This is a genomic window from Pseudoalteromonas sp. UBA6610 (genome assembly GCF_002433295.1).
Lineage (GTDB): Bacteria > Pseudomonadota > Gammaproteobacteria > Enterobacterales > Alteromonadaceae > Pseudoalteromonas > Pseudoalteromonas atlantica.
This window is the reverse complement of sequence record NZ_DJHW01000023.1, coordinates 35601-58846: the sequence shown is the minus strand read 5'-3', so window position 1 is coordinate 58846 and position 23246 is coordinate 35601. Positions and strand designations below refer to the sequence as shown.

General features: G+C 40.2%; 18 protein-coding genes. 10 read left to right on the top strand and 8 right to left on the bottom strand.

Annotation, left to right across the window (positions count from 1 at the left end; all coding sequences use genetic code 11):
- Positions 1 to 475: 475 nt before the first annotated feature.
- The gene (locus B4F91_RS03595) at positions 476 to 2980 is read right to left on the bottom strand and encodes a M1 family metallopeptidase (RefSeq protein ID WP_286939148.1); all 2505 of its coding nucleotides are present in this window, start codon (positions 2978 to 2980) and stop codon (positions 476 to 478) included.
- Positions 2981 to 3120: 140 nt separating this feature from the next.
- Between B4F91_RS03595 and B4F91_RS03590 the strand changes: the two genes are divergently transcribed.
- Positions 3121 to 3474 carry a DUF6404 family protein gene (locus tag B4F91_RS03590; RefSeq protein WP_286939146.1) on the top strand — a complete coding sequence of 118 codons (354 nt, stop codon included), beginning with the start codon at positions 3121 to 3123 and terminating at the stop codon, positions 3472 to 3474.
- Between the two features lie 435 nt (positions 3475 to 3909).
- On the opposite strand, the gene B4F91_RS03580 is transcribed toward B4F91_RS03590, so the two are convergent.
- Complete coding sequence (locus tag B4F91_RS03580) at positions 3910 to 5286, bottom strand: NAD-dependent succinate-semialdehyde dehydrogenase (protein WP_004588502.1); 1377 nt, start codon at positions 5284 to 5286, stop codon at positions 3910 to 3912.
- Positions 5287 to 5468: 182 nt separating this feature from the next.
- Positions 5469 to 5987 carry an NUDIX hydrolase gene (locus B4F91_RS03575; protein WP_054983507.1) on the bottom strand — a complete coding sequence of 173 codons (519 nt, stop codon included), beginning with the start codon at positions 5985 to 5987 and terminating at the stop codon, positions 5469 to 5471.
- Positions 5988 to 6225: 238 nt separating this feature from the next.
- On the opposite strand from B4F91_RS03575, the gene B4F91_RS03570 reads away from it, so the two are divergent.
- The 6 genes from B4F91_RS03570 to B4F91_RS03545 all read left to right on the top strand — a co-directional run bounded on the left by B4F91_RS03570 (position 6226) and on the right by B4F91_RS03545 (position 12630).
- Positions 6226 to 7566: a sigma-54-dependent transcriptional regulator gene (locus tag B4F91_RS03570; protein ID WP_286939145.1), complete on the top strand. Its 1341-nt coding sequence runs from the start codon at positions 6226 to 6228 to the stop codon at positions 7564 to 7566.
- A 212-nt stretch (positions 7567 to 7778) separates the two neighbouring features.
- Complete coding sequence (locus B4F91_RS03565) at positions 7779 to 7994, top strand: hypothetical protein (protein WP_004588505.1); 216 nt, start codon at positions 7779 to 7781, stop codon at positions 7992 to 7994.
- Between the two features lie 27 nt (positions 7995 to 8021).
- Positions 8022 to 9506: a sensor histidine kinase gene (locus tag B4F91_RS03560; protein ID WP_121637056.1), complete on the top strand. Its 1485-nt coding sequence runs from the start codon at positions 8022 to 8024 to the stop codon at positions 9504 to 9506.
- A complete protein-coding gene (locus tag B4F91_RS03555; protein ID WP_024031669.1) occupies positions 9507 to 9968 on the top strand; it encodes a response regulator in 462 nt (153 codons plus the stop codon). It begins immediately after the preceding gene.
- A 61-nt stretch (positions 9969 to 10029) separates the two neighbouring features.
- Positions 10030 to 12000 carry an ATP-binding response regulator gene (locus tag B4F91_RS03550; RefSeq protein WP_055254961.1) on the top strand — a complete coding sequence of 657 codons (1971 nt, stop codon included), beginning with the start codon at positions 10030 to 10032 and terminating at the stop codon, positions 11998 to 12000.
- Between the two features lie 15 nt (positions 12001 to 12015).
- Positions 12016 to 12630, top strand: coding sequence for a fumarylacetoacetate hydrolase family protein (locus tag B4F91_RS03545; protein WP_288635377.1), 615 nt, complete (start codon positions 12016 to 12018; stop codon positions 12628 to 12630).
- Here the strand turns inward: B4F91_RS03545 and B4F91_RS03540 are convergent.
- From B4F91_RS03540 to B4F91_RS03530, 3 genes are all read right to left on the bottom strand, one after another.
- A complete protein-coding gene (locus B4F91_RS03540; RefSeq protein ID WP_374275937.1) occupies positions 12587 to 13510 on the bottom strand; it encodes an ABC transporter substrate-binding protein in 924 nt (307 codons plus the stop codon). The two genes, B4F91_RS03545 and B4F91_RS03540, sit on opposite strands and share 44 nt — an antisense overlap.
- A 108-nt stretch (positions 13511 to 13618) precedes the next feature.
- A complete protein-coding gene (locus B4F91_RS03535) occupies positions 13619 to 14671 on the bottom strand; it encodes an aldo/keto reductase (RefSeq protein ID WP_029774153.1) in 1053 nt (350 codons plus the stop codon).
- Positions 14672 to 14737: 66 nt separating this feature from the next.
- On the bottom strand, positions 14738 to 15160 hold the full coding sequence (locus B4F91_RS03530) for an acyl-CoA thioesterase (RefSeq protein WP_004588512.1): 423 nt from the start codon (positions 15158 to 15160) through the stop codon (positions 14738 to 14740).
- A gap of 475 nt (positions 15161 to 15635) precedes the next feature.
- On the opposite strand from B4F91_RS03530, the gene dinB reads away from it, so the two are divergent.
- The gene (dinB, locus tag B4F91_RS03525) at positions 15636 to 16688 is read left to right on the top strand and encodes a DNA polymerase IV (protein ID WP_024031675.1); all 1053 of its coding nucleotides are present in this window, start codon (positions 15636 to 15638) and stop codon (positions 16686 to 16688) included.
- 239 nt (positions 16689 to 16927) lie between these two features.
- A complete protein-coding gene (locus B4F91_RS03520; RefSeq protein WP_064386332.1) occupies positions 16928 to 18463 on the top strand; it encodes a M17 family metallopeptidase in 1536 nt (511 codons plus the stop codon).
- Between the two features lie 219 nt (positions 18464 to 18682).
- Here the strand turns inward: B4F91_RS03520 and B4F91_RS03515 are convergent, their stop codons facing one another.
- Positions 18683 to 20320, bottom strand: a complete 1638-nt coding sequence (locus tag B4F91_RS03515) for a methyl-accepting chemotaxis protein (protein ID WP_096740060.1) — start codon at positions 20318 to 20320, stop codon at positions 18683 to 18685.
- 143 nt (positions 20321 to 20463) lie between these two features.
- Positions 20464 to 22689 carry a S9 family peptidase gene (locus tag B4F91_RS03510; RefSeq protein ID WP_004586850.1) on the bottom strand — a complete coding sequence of 742 codons (2226 nt, stop codon included), beginning with the start codon at positions 22687 to 22689 and terminating at the stop codon, positions 20464 to 20466.
- 112 nt (positions 22690 to 22801) lie between these two features.
- Between B4F91_RS03510 and B4F91_RS03505 the strand changes: the two genes are divergently transcribed.
- A complete protein-coding gene (locus B4F91_RS03505; protein WP_004586851.1) occupies positions 22802 to 23206 on the top strand; it encodes an HIT domain-containing protein in 405 nt (134 codons plus the stop codon).
- Positions 23207 to 23246 lie beyond the last annotated feature (40 nt).

Sequence of the window (23246 nt, the reverse complement as noted above, 5' to 3'; positions counted from 1 at the left end):
AAAATAATCCCGTAAGTTATTTTCTTGATTTACTGTCGGATACTGAAGCTGAGGAAGCTGCAAAAGTAATTCGCCTAGAAGAAATCGAAAACCATTGGGAAGAAATATAAAGCTAAGCCTTAAACCACTCAGCCAAAAAGCCGACATTAAGTCGGCTTTTTGGCTTCTATTCATCTTAAAGCAATGCTAGATAATTTGTGGTTCGTATTTCGTACTAATTTATATGAAGACACGATAATACGATCATCATCGTCATTATTAGTAACTCGTTTTTGTCCAAAAAGAGTTTGTCTGGTCGTATCTTCACAAATAAAAAAGGCGAACATTTCTGCTCACCTTTTCTAGAGTTATAGTTTGGGGAAAATGCAGTTTTTTAGACCGCATTTTTCTTTATAGAGTTTTTAGTTTTAGATTGGGAATATTTAGACAATTTAATAGCCCCAATCACATAGTCGTTATTATAGTTTGGGAATTTTTAAACTTTACCATAAATCCTTTGCTCTAAGTTTTTTACTTTCGCTTTTGAGCTCCTAGCACACTCTCCAACCTTATTTAAAATAACCTCTAATTTACTTGATAAACCTTCTATGTTTTTCCATCCCTCAAAAGTATCTTGTATCAATTTACTTTCTGCACTTGAACAAGCGGTCATGAAATTATAAACAACCCATTGGGCGCCTTCTTTTGGAATCCGCTTTAAAATACGGCCTTTATTTTTTGAAAAATATGCAGCAACAAACTCTCTATTTTCTGCAAAAAATGCTGGAAACTGGAAACGGTAATCAATAACAAACTCAGTAGTTGAATCATTGAGCAGTAACTCATAAAACGCTTTAATTTGCTCCTCTTTTAATGTGTAGCCAATTGAGTCCAAAACATCTTCTTTAAATGTAATGTCACCACTATTGAACATAGCTAAAAGCGCTAAATATTCACTGTCTGTAGAGTTTGCGGCGGCTACTCGTAGCACGGAACTGCGTGCCGGCAAATCAATAACTTTACCTTGTTTTATTTTTCCTTTAGCAAAGGCTATTGCACTGTCAGATTTCAAATAAACACCATAAAACGAAAGCCAAGCTCCACCATTTTCTTTGTTAAATACAGTTTGCCAATCAATAATCTTTGGTAAGTTTGCTTGTAAATAACTGCTGTAAGGCGCTTTTAAATCGCTTGGTACAAACTCAATAAACGAGTCTATTAGACTATTCAGTGCTTTTAAGGATTCAACACTGTCTGTAGGTAAACTATTTAGCGTTAGTACTAGCGTATCAACATAATCCATATAATCAATGAGCGCTGCGCTTGCCAATGCATCATTATTTTCCATATAAGACAGCTTTTCTGCATCACTGAGCAAATGAAGTGGAAATTCAGCATTATCTGTTTTATCAATATACCTAAAGTAACCCACACCTTTGGTGTCTATAAAAACCTGCGATGAAGGCGAAACTTCACTCAATAACATTGCTTGAGTATTTAACAGAACATTTTTATAAGAAACCTCATTGCCAACATTATAAATTTTCAATGTAAGCGGAATGCTCCACAATTTATTTTGCCTAAAGAAGTTATCTTGCTTTAAGTAAAGTGCATCATCTTTACGATACAAGGTCACTAATGGATATGATGACTGTTGTAAAAATGAGGAGGCCACTCCTACTAGGTTTTTAGGGATATAGCGTTTAAAGCTATCGAATGACACAACTGTGCCTTGAAAAGTCTTTACATACTCGCGAATTGACTCTTTAAATTCATCCCCCCCCATTGCCTGCTCAAGCATAGCCAGTATAGAAAAGCCCTTACTGTAAACAAGCTGACCTGTTCCATCTTGCTCTGAAGCTACCTTCACTTCAGTAATTACAGCTCGATCCATGTCGTTGTCACTTTCTAATGAACTTGATTGTGGCGTATAAGTACACTGTGCTTCTGTGGGATAAAAATGAGTCACTACTTGTGCAGCAAAAAACTCGCTAAAAGACTCATTCATCCAATAATCGTCATACCACTGCATAGTGATATCGTTACCAAACCACATATGTGCAACTTCATGAGCAACGAGTTTTCGGAACACGCACATATCGTAGCTACTTGCTCCGGCCGAGGGAATTTCTTTTGGGCTAAGCGCAATTAAGCCAACATTCTCCATTGCAGCAGAAGAGTCAAACGGTGCGATGAAGAAATCTAATTTGTCGTAAGGAAAAGGCTTACCTAAGTAGCCTGACAAATAATCAATTGTGTTATTGATTAATAGAGGCAATTCTTCATGATATTGATACTGTAAACCTTGTGGCGAAAACAAAGTACTCTTGTATTTAGTCTCCTCCATTTTCTTACTATCAAACATACCTACGGCGATTGCTAAAACATCTGTCGGAATTACAGCCGTTTTTTCAAACTTAATCGTTTTTTTATTTGAATCAATTTTTGTAGAAAGAGCACGTGTATTGTGAAGCGCCGTTAAATTTGAAGGGATGGTTAAAGTAAACTGAAATGATGTTTTTTTATCTGGTTCATTTAAACTAGGGAAGACTTGCCTAGCAAGCATTGGCTGAAATTGTGAGAAAATATAATCTGCTTCGGCACCACTTGTTTGTACAAATAGACCCTGTCCATGACTAGAGAATTTCCCAATAAACTTAATAGCTAACTTTGTCTGACCACTAACGTTGTGATCGAGCTTATGCTTAACAATGTCATAGTTATTTGCCGTTTCAACCGGTAAGTTTGTTAATAATTCATCCATTAAAAGTTCCACAGACTGAATATTTAAACCATGGCTGTGGTAGCTAATAGTATCTGTTGGTGAAGAAATATCTAACGATAAAATTGTGGTGCCACTAAAGGTAGGTTTTGATGGATCTAATTCTAAATTGACGATTTGTGAATCTAGAGTAATTTCTTGGGGTAGCCGATAGTTATTAACTCCTGTCGCGTAAGAATAAACACTACAGAAGAAACAAAAAGCTAAAACATACTTCAAGCAATATTCCTTCATTTAATTTGCTATAAAACTCCGACACTAACAGCTACCTTATTGAAATAAAAGTTATTTTATAATTAGAATTAGAACAACCATCATCTGGAATACATAAACAAACTGAATTCAGCAACCTCTATTACATGGATTGTGAAACGAAGCTACAACTTGCGCACAAAGAATTAAGTGATGAAGGTGTTTGGAAGCCGAACTACAATCCTACACTTGTAAAGTTGTTAAGCAAACTTGGGCTATATTTACCACCGCATTATTATCAGAGTTTTTTCGCAAACGTTATGCTTTGTGTGGCTTTTTCTGCTCCGGTTTGGGGAATCTTCCAATGGTTTCTAGTGTGGAGCGAGCTAGGTAAACCAGTTTTAGAAGCAGTTTATATCTCGTTACTTACGGGCGCATTGTTTAGTTTAGTTATGGCAACCCTCTACTACATTAGGCGCAAGCAATTAAATCTAATAGACTGGGGTTCATTGAGAGAATAAGCCCAAAACCTACAAACTGTTCAAGAGGGATTCGTAACGCGTGGCATTTGTACTATGCATTGGTTTTAGTGTTTAAGGCGATATGCGGTGGCTTCGGTATTGCGTTGCTCACCCCTTAACAGAGCGTTACCGAATAAATACTCTAATACGTTTTTCTCCAAAAACGAGTTTACTGACCGTTTGCTCACCACTCTTACCTGCCTAGCTAAGCCAGGTTGTCTAAATTCTATGCTCAGTATTAGTCAATTGACAGCTTTGTTTTTAATTTCTCTCACAGTGTTTACGGTTTTAAATACACTTGTTGTATAGATCTATTAGTGCATAAAAACATGCAGATTCGCCCATAAAAAAGCCTAAAAGTGATTGCTCACCTTTAGGCTTAATAATATTTTTTAAAACACGTATAAATATTCTTTTAATACGTGTATAGCTAAATTAGCTATTGATCATAATACATTTGATATTCACAAATTCGCGCATACCAAAGCCGCCGTGCTCTCGGCCGTAACCACTTTCTTTAACACCACCAAAGGGTAGGTTTGGTTGGGCAAGGCCGTAACCGTTAATGTTGATCATACCGGTATCAAAGTGCTTTTTAGCCAGTTCAATGGCTTTTTTCTCATCTTTAGAGAAAATACCACCGCCTAAACCATAGCGAGAGTCGTTGGCGATACGCATTGCATCGTCGTTGTCTTTTGCTTTAATGAGCGAGGCTACAGGGCCAAATAACTCGTCATCGTATGCTGGCATGCCCGGCGATAAATTATCAAGAATAGTCGGTGGGTAGTAGTAACCTGTTTGCGATGGTACTTCACCGCCTGTTACAACATTTGCACCTGCTTCAACAGATTGCATTACTTGGTCGTGAATTTTATCGCGTAAATCTTCACGAGCCATGGGGCCTAGATCGGTATCTTCGGCCATTGGGTCGCCCATTTTTAATGCTTCAAATTGCGCTTTAATTTTTTCTTTAAAGTCATCATATAATGACTCTACAACCACAAAGCGTTTTGCCGATACACAGGTTTCGCCGTTGTTGATCATGCGTCCTGTAACACAGGTTTCAACAGCAAGGTCTAAATCTGCATCATCAAGTACTAAGTAGGCATCGTTACTGCCAAGCTCAAGCACTGTTTTTTTAACGTATTTACCTGCTTCTTCAGCTACTTTTTTACCGGTAGCGTCACTGCCTGTAAATGTTACGCCGCTGATTGCTTTGTGTGAAATAAGCGCGCTGGCAGTTTTGCCATCAATAAGTAAGTTGCTAAAGCAATATTCAGGGAAGCCCGCTTGTTTAAACAGGGTATCGATTTTCTCTGCCATACCAAATACATTACCGGCATGTTTAAGTACGGTGGTGTTACCGGCCATAATGTTAGCTGCACTGTAACGAATTACTTGGTAAAGCGGGAAGTTCCAAGGCTGAATACCCAATAAAACGCCCGTTGGTTGGTAGCTAACAATAGCGCGGCCGCCATCCATATCGCGCTCTTCATCGCCTAGTACTTGTGGGCCGTTTTCGGCTGTGTAACGACAAATACCAGCGCACAGTTCAATTTCTTGAAATCCTTGCTCGTACACTTTACCCATTTCTTCGGTCATTAGCTTAGCAATGGCTTCTTTTTGCTCTTCGAATAAAGAGGCTAGTTTATTTAAATACTTAGCACGCTCGGTAAATGAGGTTTGGCGCCATTTTAAATATGTTTCGTGAGATTTTTCTACTACCTGCTCAGCTTCCTCTTGAGAAAGCAGCGTGTAGGTATCAATGGTTTGTTCAGTTGCGGGGTTGATTGTTTTAACTGTGTTACTCATTTTTATCTCCTTACAAATTAGTTATCAGTAAGGGTGCAAACACAAAGCCAGTTTGTTTTATAAAGTAAAATAGAGCTTAAGTTATTGAATAGTAGTCGCTTTAAATTTAATTGTGGGATGTAAATAAAAAGCGAGTGATGAGCAAGCAGTAAAAAATACTGCTTTATGCAAATTTTACAGCCTTAGTTAAACAGTTGCTGTGCTATTTGTTTTAGTAGGTAAGTTTCACGAATGATAGACAACCCTTGTTTTTCACTAAGGCTCATTGTGCGTTCGTTGTGTGCAATGGCGTCGTATATATTGACCCATTTAGGCGTCATACCATTTTGTTGCTCGTAATGTTCAAGCTGTGCTTTGCCAAGCTCTTTGTCTGTATCGCATAAATAGCAATACGACTGTATATGTATAATATCAAAGTCGTCTTTGTACCAAGGGCGGTACTCTTCGTATAACCCAAAGGGTTTAATAACCTGTATATTTTGCGCGCCAGTTTCTTCGCTAAGCTCTCTTATTAACCCTTGCTCTAGGGTTTCACCTTCATCTACACCGCCGCCGGGTAAACTGTAGTCTTCGTAGCGATTGGTATACATTAATAAAATGTGTGCATCTTTAATCACAATGGCGCGGCCTGTGCGGCGGGTAAATTGAGTGCCTTGGTTTAAATTTATGCCAGGGTGGACCATTGTTTTTAATAATTGCATTTTGTCTCCTTTTTAAAAGCAAAATTATATCAGCTGGTATACTTAGGCGAGTAGTAAAAATAATTCTAATTATTTTTAAAAATTATGATCGGTATGGCTTAAGTTTACGTACATACTCGGTTGTTAAAATTAAACGTTAAAAGACTCAATAGTTTAATCATTTTTAAGAGATTCTAGTAGCCCCTTTTATTTGCAAAATAGGGTGCGTAGAATAAGAAGAAAAGCATAGGGATTTATCATGTTAAACATACTTTTAGTCGATGATGACGTTGAATTTAGTGACGTTGTTTGCCACATTGTCGAATTCCTCGGGCACAACATTTGTACTGCAACTAGCTTAAAAGAAGCACATCAATGGTTTGAAAATAATACCTTTGATCACGTATTACTCGATTTTATGCTGCCAGATGGCAGTGGTCTTCATTTACTCGATCATTTAAAAATGATTGGGCAGTCTCCAAAAGTGACGCTTATTTCTGGCCACCCTTCAGTAAAAGGGATTTTGGCAGACATGTGTGAGCAAGATGTTGGGCATTTATTAAAGCCGCTGCAACGCGAAGACCTAGAGCTGGTATTAAACGGCCCTAAAAAAACAGCTAAAAAAACTAAAGTTCCGGCTATTACTCGCCATTTTAATAGCTTAATTGGTGAATCAGAGCCAATGCAAAAGCTTTACACCATGATAGAGCGCGTAGCTAAAACCAATGCTAACGTGATGCTCATGGGGGAAAGCGGTGCAGGTAAAGAAGTGGTCGCCCAAGCAATTCATAACGCTAGCCAATGCGAAGGCCCTTTAGTGGCGAGCAACTGTGGTGCTTTGTCTAAAGAGCTAATAGGTAGTGAGTTATTTGGCCATGAAAAAGGGGCTTTTACAGGTGCAATTGCCCGTAAAGAAGGGGTATTTGAGCAAGCAGACGGCGGTACGTTATTTTTAGATGAAGTAACCGAAATGCCTATAGATATGCAGCCAAACTTACTGCGTGTGCTTGAAACTAAAAAAGTAACACGTGTAGGCGGCAATCGTGAATTACCTATAAACTGCCGCGTTATTTCTGCGACTAACCGTTCGCTGACCGACTTAGCGCAAAACAATATTATTCGTGAAGATATTTACTTTAGACTTGCGGTTTTCCCCATTGATATTCCTGCGCTGCGAGAGCGAAAAGAAGATATTCCACTGCTTGCGAAAGCCTTTTTAGAGCAACTTAATGATGAAAATGGCACTTCGTTTTATTGGCACAACGAGCAGCTAAAAGAACTACAGCAATACGAGTGGCCAGGCAATGTGCGTGAACTTCGCCACGCTATCCATCGCGCCTTTATTATGAGCGACCCACAATCGAGCGAAATTACACTTCCGGATAACTTAGAGTCGCCGTTTTCGCGTGTAAATACGCAAGTGGCCGATAACCATGTTTCGGCAGGGCAAACCATTGAAGAAGTCGAAAAAGAGTTAATCCACGCCACGCTAGATAAGGTGCAAGGTAATAAAACGCTAGCTGCGCAAATGCTAGGGATCAGTACAAAAACATTGTATAACCGATTAAACGCATACGGCGGAATTGGAGAATATAAATAACCTGAACTCTGAATAATAAACCTATCTCTAGCAGCTATTTTCAACGTTAACTGCGTTAAATTTGCTTGCAATAGGCCAGCTATTGACGCGTAAATTCGGCTTGTTTTCATTGAAAATCTCTGGCTAGAGAAAAGAATTTGGTTATCACTATAATTTAATATTTTAGTAAGTCTCTTAACCAGAGTTCAGGTTGAATAAGTATAGGAAGTAATATGAGTGATGAAAAAGAAGTTAATACGCTAAATAAATTGGTACATGATGCAAGAGCTCCACTGAATAGAATTTCTATGAATGCAGAGCTCATTAAACTGGTATTAGAAAACGATATGCCAAAAGATAAAGCGTTAGCAGCACTCGATAAAATAATTTCAAACTGTCAGCAATGTAGCGAAAGCTTGCAAAACATTACTGATTTTAATAATAAGTAGTCATTTAAAATTAGGTATTTACACATAATGAGTAAGCAAAAGCAGCAGGGTAAAACGAATATAACGTGGGCCGCTTTTATCGCAATAGTACTGTGTATTGTTGTTGGCAATGCAGTTTTGGCATTAAGTACTATTCAGGGATTAACGCAAACGCAAAAAAGCTTGGATAACACCAGCTTATTAGCCGATGCTATTGAGCGTCTTCACTTATCAATTGTGCAGGCAGAGTCTGGCCAGCGCGGCTACTTACTCACCGAAGAAGAAGACTACTTAATGCCTTATTACGATGCGATAGGGCAAATAGAATCGCAAATGGAGCATGTAAAGTCTCTACACTCTGAAATTGATGGCCAAGCTGAGCGAATTGCTGAGCTATTAGTGTTAACAGAAGCTAAAATTAAAGAGCTTAAACAAACGGTTAAGCTGGCTACTAATGACAAAGAGCGCCGTGCGTTATATGTATTAAATACGCACAGAGGGCGAGAGCTATACAAAGATATTCGCGTTAAAGTTAATGATATTCAAGACCGAGAATTACTGTTTAAGGTGAGCCATTTTTCTAAGCTGGCACAAATAAAAAATGAAGCAAAAATCACCTTTGCTATTACAGCGGTTACCAGTGCGCTTTTAATAATAGGTATGTTTTTATTAACACGCCTAAATTTAAGAAACGCGGCTAAATACCGTGAGGAGCTTGAAATACAAAACGAAACACTTGCAACTAAAGTGTCTGAGCGCACGCAAGAGCTGACCTTATATTCAGATGAGCTTAGCCGCTCAAACCGTGAGCTTGAAGAGTTTGCGTTTGTTGCCAGCCATGACTTACAAGAACCACTTCGAAAAATTCAAGCATTTAGTGACCGCCTAGAAACCATGTTTAAAGATGAGCTGGGCGAAAAAGGCATAGATTACATAGGCCGTATGAAAAATGCAGCGCAACGTATGTCTAACCTTATTAACGACTTGCTAGAGTTTTCGCGGGTAACAACCCGAGGTAAAGACTTTGATGACACTGACTTAAAAGGCGTAGTTAACGATATTTTAAGTGATTTAGAGGTTGCCATTAAAGAAAGCAATGCGCACGTAGAGGTGGGCGAACTACCGGTTATTCAAGCCGATAAAAGCCAAATGCAGCAGTTGTTTTTAAACTTACTGTCTAACGCTGTTAAGTTTAGAAAGCCAGGTGTTGAGCCACATATAAGCGTAATGTACGAGCACAAAGACGAGTTTAGTGAAGAGCATAACGAAAAAGTGGGTTGGCAAATTATTACCATAAAAGATAATGGTATTGGTTTCTCACAAGAGTATGCTGATAAAATATTTGTACCATTTCAGCGCCTGCATGGGCGTTCGGAATATAAAGGCACAGGGATTGGGCTTTCAGTTTGTAGGCGTATAGTTGAGCGGCATGGTGGGATAATTACCGCTCATAGTAAAGACGGTGAAGGGGCAACCTTCATAATAAAATTACCTGTGGAAACAACGCTTTTCACACTTCAAGGAGAGGCTTAGATGCCGTATTCAAAAGTGAAACCTATTACAATATTAATGGCAGATGATGACGAGGATGATCGCCTACTCACGCAAGATGCGCTAGCCGAAAGCCGTGTATTAAACGAGCTGCATTTTGTGGAAGATGGGGTTGAATTATTAGAGTACTTAGAGCGCAAGGGTAAGTTTGAAGATAAAAATTCATCGCCACGCCCGGGGTTGATTTTGCTTGATTTAAATATGCCACGTATGGATGGCCGTGAAGCACTTGAGGCCATTAAGGCAAACCCAAACCTTAAAGGCATACCAGTTGTTATTTTAACCACCTCTAAGCAAGAAGAAGACATGGTTAAAGGCTATAACTTAGGAGCGGCCTCTTATATTACTAAACCGGTAACGTTTGATGGCTTGGTTGATTTAATGAAAACCCTAGGAAAATACTGGGTAGAATTTGTAGAGCTGCCGACAACGTTTAACGACTAAATAAGTAGCAACATTAAGCCCCTAATTAGGGGCTTATTAAATGCAATTAAAAGGAGGTAGTATGTTAGATAAAGTGACTCGCTTACTTTTAGTAGAAGACGATGAAGATGATTACATTCTCACTTGCGACTACTTAGATCAGTTAGATTCACATACATTTGACATAGATTGGATAAGCTCTCCTGAGCAAGCAATAAGCATTTTAAGTAAAAACGATCACGATATTTGTTTGCTTGATTATCGATTAGGCGCCTCAAATGGGCTAAGTGTATTAAAAAAGGCCATTGCTAATGGGTTTAGCGGGCCAATTATTATGCTTACGGGGCAATCTAATGATGAATTAGACTCTGCAGCACTTGATGCCGGCGCGGTAGATTACCTTATAAAAACAGAAATGAGTTCGAGCCGGTTTGCTCGCGCTATACGTTATGCTTTAGCGCGTAAAGATGTTGAAGGCGAGCGAGTAGAGCGTTTAAAAGCCGAGGCAGAGAACCGCTCAAAAGACAGATTTTTAGCCCACTTAAGCCACGAATTACGTACCCCGCTTTCATCTATATTAGGTTACACAGAGTTACTGCTACAAAGCGACTTTAGCAAACAGGCCGAAAACGAACTAGGGGTTATTTACCGAAACGGTAAGCACTTGCTGAGCTTGTTAAACGATGTGCTCGATTTATCTAAAATTGCTGCCGACAAATTAGAGCTCACCTTAAGTGAAGTAAACTTAGATAGCATGCTGGCTGATGTTTACACTTTAATGCGTGTATCTGTGCTTGATAAAGGCTTAAAGCTTCGCTTTGAGTCTCTACAGCCCTTACCTCTTATTGTGAGAGTAGATGCCACCCGCGTACGCCAAATACTCATTAACTTAATCAATAATGCGGTTAAATTTACCGAAAAGGGCGAAATAGTGGTTAGTGCCTGGACCGAGTGGGTTGAAGGCCAAGAAATGCTATTTTTTAGTATTAAAGATTCAGGCATGGGGATTGCCCCTGAAAAACAAGCATTAATTTTTAAACCCTTTGAGCAAATAGCCGATGTAGAATCGCGCTCTGTTGGTGGAGCAGGCTTAGGCCTTGCTATTTGTGCCGAGCTATTAGCGCGTATGCACGGCAGTATTGATTTAACTTCTAGAATGGGCGAAGGCTCTACCTTTACTATTTCGGTGTACCCAGGTGATATAAGTGAAGTAGAACGCCAAGTATTAAACTTTAGTAGTGGCTCGCAATTACAGACAAAATCGGCCCCCTGTAAAGTGACTGGCCGCGTATTAGTGGTTGATGATTTACGCGATTTACGCATGTTAGTTGGCCATATGATTAGCACATGTGGTGCGCGTGTAGACTACGCCGAACATGGCCAGCAAGCGCTTGAAAAAGTAAGAATTGCCGAGGCGTATCGCTCGCCTTATGATATTATTTTTATTGATATACATATGCCCGTAATGGGTGGTAAAGAAGCGACAATAGAGCTTAGAAAAATGGGCTACACAGGCCCAATTATTGCGCTTACTGCCGCCACTATGAAAGGTATACACGAAGAGCTTGCCGCCCTTGGCTTTAACGATGTAATACCAAAGCCCGTTGATAGCTCTTCTTTGTATCAATGCTTACAAGATTACTTAGTATCGCCAGAGCATGCGCCTCAAGCTAAAAATATTCACAGCGACAAAGCTGTAATAGAGAAAAAACAGCGCTTTTTATTGGTTGAGGACGACCAAGATGCAGCGCAAATTACGCAGTTGCTGCTAGAAAGTTTAGGGGTAGAAACCGTTATTACCTCAACGTGTGCACAGTGTTTACAAACCCTCAATCATGACCAACAATTTAATAAGGTATTGCTAGATATGCACTTACCTGACGGGCGTGGTGTAGATTTAGGTAAACAAATTAACGAACGTTACCCTGACTTAAGCTTAGTGATTGTTAGTGGTGCAGAGCCCGATCCTAAGCAGATCAAAGATTTAAATATTAATCATGTACTTTTGAAACCGATTAACCTGAGCTTATTAGAAACCTTGATCAGCTCGTAATTTAGAAGTTATTTTATGCAGTCGATAAAACTAGAAAGTGAGATATTAACGCCCTCGAAAATAGTGTGTGTTGGGCGTAATTACACCGCGCATATTGCCGAGCTTAATAATGAGCTACCAGATCAAATGGTATTGTTTAATAAACCAAATAGTGCCATAACGGATACCTTATTTACTACGCATAATAACGACACGCTGCATTATGAAGCCGAGCTGTGTTTTGTTATTAAAAATAATGAGTTGGCAGGTGTAGGTTTAGGGTTAGATTTAACTAAACGTACTGTGCAAAGTAAGCTTAAAAATAAAGGGTTACCGTGGGAGCGCGCCAAGGCGTTTAACGGCTCGGTATTATTAACGCCCTTTGTCGCTATAGCGGATGCTGAGCAGGCGTTTACGTTTGAGCTTAAAATTAACGATAACGTTATTCAGCAAGGCGATACGCAATTTATGATACATAAGCCTAAAGATATTTTAAGTGAAATTAATGAGTTTATGCACTTAGAAAATGGCGATGTAATAATGACAGGAACGCCTGCAGGCGTAGGGGAAGTGCCTGCAAACAGCGTATTTACAGTAAGCTTGTATGCTAATTCGACCTGCTTGTTATCGCAGAGCTGGCAGGCGCAATAGGATTAAGTATTTGCTGTTGGTAATGCTTAGTAAACTGCGGAAAACTTTGCTCTAACCAAAAACGCTGACTATTTATATAAGCAGGCGATTGTAATACCTGCTTATGTAGCGCTTTATTTATTTTATTAAGCGCCTTGGTAGCAAAATCATTCGGTGCTCTTACTGCACACCCTATAGCCCCTAAAACAAACTCTCTAGGGTCTTCTTCAATTGGCAAACTGACTATATTTTTAAACTTACTATGGTTAACAAAATAATCCCCCATAAACGGGTAGTCTATTGTGTAATCTAAAAAGCCACGGCTCAAGCGAGCAATAACAGCTTGGCTTTCATTTTCGCTGCTCCAGCTTAGCGATGCTTTATGATACACCGTGGTGTTTTCGATTATTTTATTAATTTTTGAAGTAAACTTGCGCGCCGCGGCTTGACCATATACATATTGCTCGTCTGACAATAAATGAATAAGTTTAATAGGGCTGCCATGCTTAGCGTGTATTTCTGGAGCAAGTTTTTGAGTGGTTAAAACCGAAAAAGGCGGGTAAACCGTGGTGGGGGTAGAAAACTGTAACACCCCATTGGCTGTTTTTTTATGAATAACACACGGAAAGCATACATTATCGCCTTCATTTAAGTGCTTATTAATTCGCTCTTGCGGCACGATTAGTCGTGTATGTTTTACATCATCAATGCTGTTAATTAGTTGCTCGGTGAGATTGTCGCAAATACCACCTTGCGGCGCATGCGAATCTTTATCCATATGAAACGGGGGCGTGTAACTTTGTAACCATACAATTTCTTTAATTGGGTGAGTATTATCAGCGTACCCGTAACGCATTAAACCACCTAGTACACCAAAGAATAAAATTACATTTCTAAGCATAACTCACTAAAAACAATCATTTTAAGGTAACTTTAGTATAGTTTTACTTTGTATATGTTCAAATGTAAGAGAGAAAAAGGCAGTAAAAAAACTGCCTATTATTTGGGTTTAATATGGCTGCGGGTAATCTTTAAAAATAGTGCCAATTTCAGTTAGTGTGTCGTCGCTTAAAGTTATGCTAAATGCGTCAATGTCTTCTTTTAATTGGGCCATGCTGGTCGCACCAATAATTGATGAGGTAACGCCATCGACTTGATTACACCAAGCAAGTGCCAATTGGGCTGGGGTTATGCCGCTTGCATGTGCAAGCTCTACATAACGCTGCGTGGCTTTTTGCGCGTTAGGGGTATCTCTAAAAATGCCATTGCGCTGCATAAATGTCCAACGCGATCCCGCTGGGCGTGCGCCGTTTAGGTATTTACCCGTTAGCAGGCCAGCAGCAAGCGGCGACCAAGGTAAATAAGCAATGTCTTCATGGATGCACTGCTCAATTAAGTAGGGCCAATCTTTAGCGTGCGCTAGGCTAAACTCGTTCTGAATAGACACCATACGCGGTAAGTTATGCGCTTTTGCTAAATTTAGAAATTGGCTAATGCCCCATGGGGTGTCATCTGAAAGGCCACAATATTTTATTTTTCCGGCTTTAACACACTCATCAAGGCCCTCTAAAATATCAAGCATACCCGCCTGTTGTTGCTCAGTATCTACGTCACTAAAAGTGAGTTTACCTGGCCACTGCCTGCCAAAATGTGGGGTAGAGCGATTAGGCCAATGCAATTGGTATAAATCTATGTAGTCGGTTTGTAGGCGTTTAAGCGAGTTATCTACGGCCTCAATGACAGCGCTGCGTGTTATATCGCCGCCATCTCGTACCCACGACAAGCCATTGCCTGCAATTTTACTCGCCAATACAATATCACTGCGCTTTTGCGCATTGCGACTTAGCCAGTTACCTATAATTTGCTCTGTTTTACCGTAGGTCTCTGGTGAAGGAGGAACGGCATACATTTCGGCAGTATCTATAAAATTAACGCCTTGTGCCAAGGCATAAGCTATTTGCTCATCGGCGTCTTGTTGGGTATTTTGTTTACCCCAAGTCATGCTGCCTAAGCATACTCTAGAAACATCAACACCGCTGCTGCCTAACGGACTGTATTGCATTTAAAATCCTTAAATTATGTAAGATCTTGAGAGTGGATAATTAATACCAATTCGCAATAAACCTACTTAAGCGAATTGGTGTAGTGCCGATAGTAATGGCTCTGAAATCGCCGCTTTTTGTCCTGTTTTAAAGTCAAACATAACAACTTGAGAATAGCCTGTGGTAGTAATAGCTTGCTGAGCATGGCTAAATACAGAGTAATTCATCATAAAACGGTCGCTTTTTATATCTGAAATAGTAATACCTACGGTTAAGGTATCTGGGAAGGTTACTGGACGTTTATAGCGAATATTGTTTTCACTAATGACCGGGCCTATTCCACCTGGTTTTATCGTATCAAACTGATTTATTTTATTTAGAAAATCGATACGCGCAATTTCAAAATAACGCAAGTACACCACGTTGTTAACATGTTGTAGGGCGTCCATATCGGCCCATGCTACGGTGATATCGGTATGAATAGGGTGCTGATCTTTGAACCTTTGCATGTATGTGTACTCTTAGTTTTAAATGAATGAGGTTATCAATATGGTGTTTGTAGCTCAAGACAATAAATGCCATGTTTTTTTATAAGATGATTGTACCTATTTATTTTTAGGACTACAGTTAAATAACACAGACAACACACACACGAGAACACACATGCAAAATATAATTAATTGGGCTTTAGCCAGTTTAGTTTTTATAGCGTCTTTTGCTTGCTATGCAATGGGTAATGCCTCCGGCGGCATAATGCTTTTAGCTGCGGGGTTTTTATTGGAGTTTGTTTTTTGGCTACATTGCTTTAAAAAATCAAAGCGCTTTAAGCAGCCGTTTTAAAAAAGCTGTTTAAAGCTTGCACGGCTTAACGCGCTACACCTAGTCGCGCTTTAACTTTAGCAAGCTAAACAGGCTTTAATGGACTTGCTTAATGAAAGTGAATCCTTAATAATGGCTGTATAAATAAACAGTTGTTATGTGGTAATGAAAAAGTTTATTCATATCGACATGGACTGCTTTTATGCAGCGGTTGAAATGCGCGATAACCCCAAACTTGCCAGTGTGCCTTTAGCGATTGGTGGCAATAGCCGTCGTGGCGTGCTATCTACAGCAAATTATATAGCGCGCGAATATGGTGTTCGCTCGGCTATGTCTAACTACCACGCTAAGCAATTATGCCCCGATTTAGTTATTGTGCCTGGGCGCATGGCGGTTTATAAAGAAATTTCTAACCAAATACGCGCTGTATTTAAACGCTATACCGACCAAATAGAGCCGTTGTCGCTTGATGAAGCTTACCTAGATGTAACCAACAGCACTGCATGCAAAGGCAGCGCAACGCTTATTGCTCAGCAAATTAGAGCAGATATTTATAATGATACCGGCCTTACTGCCTCTGCCGGAGTTGCTCCCATTAAGTTTATTGCCAAAATAGCCAGTGACGAAAATAAACCCAATGGCCAATTTGTGGTTTTACCGGATGAAGTTGATGCGTTTTTAAATAATTTACCGCTGGGTAAAATCCCTGGAGTGGGCAAAGTAACCCTCGAAAAGCTTAATTTAAAGGGGTTATACACAGGTAAAGACGTTCGCGAGAAAGGCGTTAATTGGATGCAGCAGCATGTGGGGAATTTTGGTGTATCGCTTTATCAAAAATGTGCTGGCGAATATATTGGTAAAGTAACCACTGAGCGAGTCCGTAAATCCCTTAGTGTTGAACACACCTATGAATACAATAAAAATAGCCTACAAGAATGTTTAGATCAGTTACCTAAATTACTCGAAGAGCTAACAGCGCGCCTTAATAAGCAACAGCTGCAAAATCGTATTAATAAGCTAAGTGTAAAAGTGAAGTTTGCAAACTTTGTTGTTACCTCTGCTGATCAAGCTCATCATCAATTAAATACTGCTATTTTTACTGAATTACTCTCTAAGGCGTATCAACGCGGGATGCAGCAACCAGTGCGTTTATTAGGTATTGGAGTGGGTGTTAAAAATGAACCTAATTTAAATCTGCAACTGAGTATTCTTGATTAACTACACGCTTTTTTGCAATTTAGAGTGCTTTAGCAAAGTAATTTAAACGTGGAGCAAGCAGGGGCTGCCTTTACTAAAAACTATATAGTGGTTGTTAGTTTCTTCTTAAAACATGGAGTCACTTTAGTTTGCTGTAAAACCAAGTTGCCAGATTAAAATGAGCTGATCGCAGTTGGCTGGTTTTGTGTTTTTATATCAACGATAATAGCCCCTTATGTTTTCTAACAGGAGTTTTACTTATGGCATATCCTCAAGCGATAGCTGCACAATCACTTAGTGCAAGCTTTGACTCATTTTCTCACGATGCACTTATTATAATTAGTGATGACTTTTCTCAATTAGCCAATAACTCATTAAGTGATGCTATCGAATCACACGCTAAAGTAGATTCTCGTATTGGTAAACAAGTTACGTTTTTAGTGGTTGATAATGTACGTGTTGTTTTAGCACCTACGGGGCCGCTTAACCGCGATTACGATGATGTAAGACGCTACTTTGATGCCGCTAAGCTAGCGATTAACGAAGCAAAAGCCGCGGGCAGTGTAAACCCTGCTATTTACTTACCTAAATTACATACAGATGCGCGTTACCAGCATGCATTAGAAGTGGCGTATTTAGGCGCATGCCAAGCATTGTGGCAACCTTTAGAGGCGCGCGAATACCATGGCGAAAGTATTGAGCCTATTACGCAAATAGGTTTAATCGATGCAAATGAGCAAACAGTTAAAGCTGTAAATGCAATTGCAGCAGGGCAATATGCGGCGCGTGATTTATGTGGTACTGAGCCTGAACGTATGGCGCCACCACGCTTTGCTGATTACTGTGTTGAGCTTTTTAAAGGCTCTAAAGTAGCGGTTGATGTGATTGACGATATTAACACGATAGATAAAAACTACCCTATGCTTAGCACCGTTGCTCGCGCATCTTATGCGGTTGAGCGCCACCACCCACGTGTTGTTAAGCTAGAGTACGTGCCAGAAGGTGAAGTAACGCGCACGCTAATGTTTGTTGGTAAAGGATTAGTTTACGATACCGGCGGCGCCGATTTAAAAGTAGGCGGTTACATGGCGGGTATGAGCCGCGATAAAGGCGGGGCTGCATCCGTTGCGGGCTTTATGAAAGCCGTGGCAGATTACCAACCTAAAGGCGTTAAAGTTATTTCTTACTTAGCTGTTGTTCGTAATTCAATTGGCTCAGATTGTTTTGTACCAGATGAAATTATCACTAGCCGTGAAGGCGTACGTGTACGCATTGGTAACACTGATGCAGAAGGGCGTTTAGCTATGGGTGACCTACTTAGCGAAATGAAAGATGTAGCCAAAGGTGAAGTTAACCCAACATTGTTCACCGTAGCAACCCTTACAGGGCATGCGGCACGTGCTATGGGCCCTTACGGAGCGTATGTTGAAAACGGACCTGCACGTAGCGCTAATATCTCTCGTCAAATAGCGGATTGTGGTGATTTATGGGCAGATGCAGCTGAGGTTTCTCGCTCTCGCCGTGAAGATTACGACTTTATCAAACCACGTACCCTCGCTGATGATGTTTTATCAAGCAATAATGCGGCCTCTGCTGTTACAGCCCGTGGGCATCAATTCCCTATGGCGTTTTTAGCCGTTGTTGGTGGGCTTGATAAACACGGTAACGACTCTGAGCAGCCGCTTCCTTATGTACATATGGACATTGCCGGTAGTGGTGTTGAAGGCGGTGATTGGCAGCACGGCAAGCCAACCGCAGCATCAGTAACCAGCTTATTTGCACGCTACTGTATGTAATACCAATCCGCAATAATACTTAATCATTTTTCGGGGCTAAACGTGTCGCTATCTGTGTTAAAAAATTCTCATTTAGAACAACTAAATAGCAAATTTTTTGCCTAGCCATCAACACGTTTTTCCATCCTAAAAATAGATCACTTAATTATGCGAAATGGTATAAGCTAAAAACGCTTATGTAATAAAAAGCCCTGTTAATTCAGGGCTTTTGTTTTTAAATTATTTTAATTTAAAGCGATTAACCACGCTCGAAAGCCCTTGGCTACTTTGTTTAAGGTTATCGCTGGCATCGGTAAGTTGCTTTGTATTATTTAGTGATTGCTCGGTTGATTGTGATAGCTCGTTAATACGTAAATTAACCTCGTCAGCGGCTTGCGTTTGCTGCTCAGTGGCACGGGCTATTTGGCTGTTCATGTCGGTAATTATAGATACCAGCCTTTCTATTTCATTGAGCGATGTATCGGCAGATGAAACCTGCTCTACCGTCGTCACCGACAGTGCTTGGCTTGATTTTACCGCCTCTACTGCCGCTTTAGCGCCTTCTTGTAATTTAGTGATCATGGCTTGAATTTCATCTGTGCTTTGCCCGGTTCTGCTGGCTAATGTGCGCACTTCATCGGCAACAACTGCAAACCCTCTGCCGTGCTCGCCTGCACGAGCCGCCTCTATAGCAGCGTTGAGTGCAAGTAAGTTTGTTTGCTCCGATATACTTCTGATCACATCAAGCACAGAGCCTATATTGTTACTTTCGTTTGCTAAATCTTCAGTTACTTGGCTCACTGTTTCTATATTACTTGAGAGTGTTTCTATGGCGGTAATGGTATTCGCTACCACGTTTTTACCGGTTGATGCATTGTGCGCTGCATCATTGGCAGCTTGTTCTGCGGCTTCGGCATTACGACTCACATCATGAATTTGGTGCGTCATTTGCTCCATGGCGGCGGCTACTTGTGTGGAACTGTCGTTTTGTAGCTCAATGAAGGAGTGGCTTGTTCTACTTGACTCATCCACCGTATGAGCGTGTCTGCTTACATCATCTGCACTGTGCGATACATGTACTAACGACTCGCGCATTTTTAAAACAAATAAATTAAAAGAGCGTGACAGCTCTGATATTTCATCATTGCCCGATTCGTTTAGCGTACGTGTTAAGTCACCTTCACCTTGCGATATGTTTTTCATCATGTCTGCGGCAAGACGAGTAGGCGTGAGTATACTTTTACCAATAAAGTAACTTAATAAAATGACAGCAATAATCATAACTAAAGCGCTAATTATGATGAGATTACGCTGCTCGCTAAATGCTTCATCTATTGAATCTAGGTATACGCCTGAGCCAATAATCCATTGCCACGGGCTAAAGCCTTTTACAAATGCAACTTTGTCTACCGGCTGATCTTTTCCTGGTTTTGGCCATTTATAAGGAATAAAACCTTCTTTTTGTTGTTTTACAATGTTCACCATTTCTACAAAAAGTGCTTTGCCATCGGGGTCTTTATTATTACTTAAGTCTTTACCGTTAAGCGCAGGCTTTATTGGATGCATTACCATTTGGGGCTGGTAGTTGTTTACCCAAAAGTAATTTGTTTTGTCATAGCGCAGCGCTTTTATAGCGGCCAGTGCTTGTGATTGAGCCTGCGCTTGTGTGAGTGTATTGTTTTGTTCAAGCTGGTGGTAATGCTCAATAATACTGTATGCCGTTTCTACTACATTTTGGGTTTTTAGATATTGCTCGTTTTTGAGTGAGCTATATTGATGAGTTAGGCTAGATATACTAAGTACTATTAGGCCAAATACAACAATGGCTATTAACAGTAAAAAACGCTGGAAAATACTGAAACTACGTAGGTTAAGCATTAATTTGTCCTCAATTAGTGTACGCCTTAGCGCATAGAATAAGCGTAGCTAAAAAAAGCGTTTAATCTAGGCTTACTAACTTATTAAGACAAAAAAAAGGCTGATTTTTCAATCAGCCTTTAGTCTATTTAGTCGTCATATGATTATTTAACATCAAAATGTCGATTAAAGAAGTTTGTAATGGTTTGGTGTAAATGTGTTTGCACCTGTTTACCGCGTAAGCTGTGTTTTGAGCCTGGGTAGGTCATCATTTCAAACTGTTTTTCGTTATCTTGTAGTTGTTTAAATAATTTAGTGGCGTGGGTAAACAACACGTTGTCATCGGCCATGCCATGGTAAATCATTAACGGGCCTTTTAAGCCATCAGCGTATGGGAATACGGCGCTGTCTTCGTAGCCTTTGGCATTGGTTTTTGGATGACCAAGGTAGCGCTCAGTGTAATGGGTGTCGTAAAGTGCCCAGTCAGTAACTGGTGCTCCCGATACACCGGCTTGAAAGTAATCGCCCGCTTTAAACATGGTCATTAGGGCCATGTATCCGCCATAACTGTGGCCATAAATACCAATGCGTTGTGGGTCTACGTAATCAAGCGTGCGTAAAAACTCAACGCCTTTAATTTGATCAGCTACTTCTACAACACCTAAGTGCTTGTAAATAGCGTCTTCAAACTTTTTACCACGGTTGTATGAGCCTCGGTTATCGAGCTGAAAAATAACATAGCCTTGTTGCGCCATGTATTGAAAGTACAAGTTTTTGCTGCGCCAGCTATTTGTAACGCGTTGTGCATGCGGGCCGCCATATACATTAACAATTACTGGGTGCTTTTTACCGTCTGCAATATTACTTGGTTTAAACAAGCGGTAATGCATTACTTGGCCATCTTCTGCTTTAATTGTGCCGTACTCTGGAGTTGCTAAATCACTTAAATAAGGTGTTAATGGGTGGCTATCATCAAGCTTATTTTGTTCAAGCCATGTGATAAATTCGCCATTTACTTTACGTAGTGCCGCCGAGTTAGGCTTGTTTACCGATGAGCTATTATCAATAAACGTTTTGCTGTCTTTAGCCATTACCACTTTGTGGTATTGGCCTTGTTCGGTGATGCGCTTAATATTGCCTTTTTTAAACAGTGGTGCGCTGTATAAATGGCTTTCAAGCGGGGTGTCTTTACGTCCTGCAAAGTACACTATGCCTTTTTTCTCATCCACGCCTTTTAAGCTATCAACAACCCAGTCTCCTGAGGTGATTTGTCGAATTAGCTGGCCGTTAGTGCGGTACAAATAAAGGTGTTTAAAACCATCACGCTCAGAAGCCCATACAAAATGCTTTTTGTCTTTTAAGAAATGCAGATCAAAGTTTAAATTGATCCACGTATCGCTGTTTTCTGTTAGCGCTACTTTTTGCGTTTTAGTATCGCTATTGTAAAAACGTAGTTCTAACTTATGTTGTGAGCGATTTTGCCATTGATACGAAAGGGTAGTGCTGTCTTTTAGCCATTTAGCACGTGCAATGTAAATGTCTTTATCATCGCCTAAATCAACCCAGTCAACGTTTTGATTATTTAAAGACACCACGCCCAGTTGTATTTCAACGTTGTCGGTGCCTGTAAATGGGTAACGTTGATTAAATAGCTTTACTTCGTCTGCATAAATTTCGTTACGGATGGCTTCTTTTACTGGGGTTTCATCTACGCGAGTGAATGCAATTTTAGATTCATCGCCAGCCCACCAGTAGCCAGTCATCCGGCTCATTTCTTCTTGTGCTACAAATTCGGCCATGCCGTTTTTAATAACGCCGCCGCCATCTTTGCTCAGTTGTATTTCTTTACCTGAATCAAGTGCTAAAGCGTAAAGGTTTTGCTCGCGAATAAACGATACATAGTTACCTTTAGGAGAAAAACGGGCATCGGTTTCAAACGCTTCTGTATTGGTAAGTTTTTTACTTTTACCAGATGCAAGCTCGTAATAATACAGGTCACCATTGAGTGGGAATAACAGAGCTTTGCCGTCTTTAGACCATTTATACTCTAAAATACCTTTACCAAAAATACGTTGGCGTTCGCGGCGTGCTTTTTCCTCATCAGAGAGGTTTTCTGGGCCTGAAAATAGCTTTGCAGAATCAACCAGTATTCTGTTGGTGTTATCTTTTAAGTTGTATTCCCATAAATCATAACGGTTGTAGTCATCGGTTTTACCTTGCAGGTAAGTTACGCGGCTACCGTCTGGTGAAAACTTAAGTTGTACGGGAGCTTTACCCGACAAGCTCGGATCATCAAAAATACGCTCTAGCGATAATGGTTTTGCTTGTACGCTTAGTGCGCCAACAGCTAGCGGTAGTGCGAGGGTTAAGTGTTTTATTTTTTTTAGCACAAGGTTGCCTTAGCTTATTATAAATATTGTATTAAATGGTAAAGCTAAGCGTGTGCAACTGCAAATAAATGCTATAAAGTGGCCATTATTAAAGACTAACTAGGATGTGACGATGACGAACCACACTTTTGAACTCGCCCCAGAGCTTAAGCGCGATTGTATAGAACTGGCAGATTGGCCTTTATGTAAGGTGTTATTACTTAACGACAGCCAATACCCTTGGTTTGTATTGGTACCCAGAAAACCTAATTTAAAAGAGATCATCGATTTATCTGATGCCGATCAAATTGTATATTTAAAAGAGTCGGCCAAACTCAGCAAGCTTATTATGCAAGTGTTTAGCCCTGATAAATTAAACGTGGCCGCTTTGGGTAATATGGTGCCGCAATTACATATTCATCATATTGCACGTTTTACAACTGATGCTGCGTGGCCTGCACCGGTGTGGGGTAAGTTTCCAGCAAAACCATACACAGATGAGCAAATAATAGCGCTAAAAAAAGCGCTGCAGTTATAAACTACAGCGCTTTATTAAACTATTACAAAGTATTACGTGT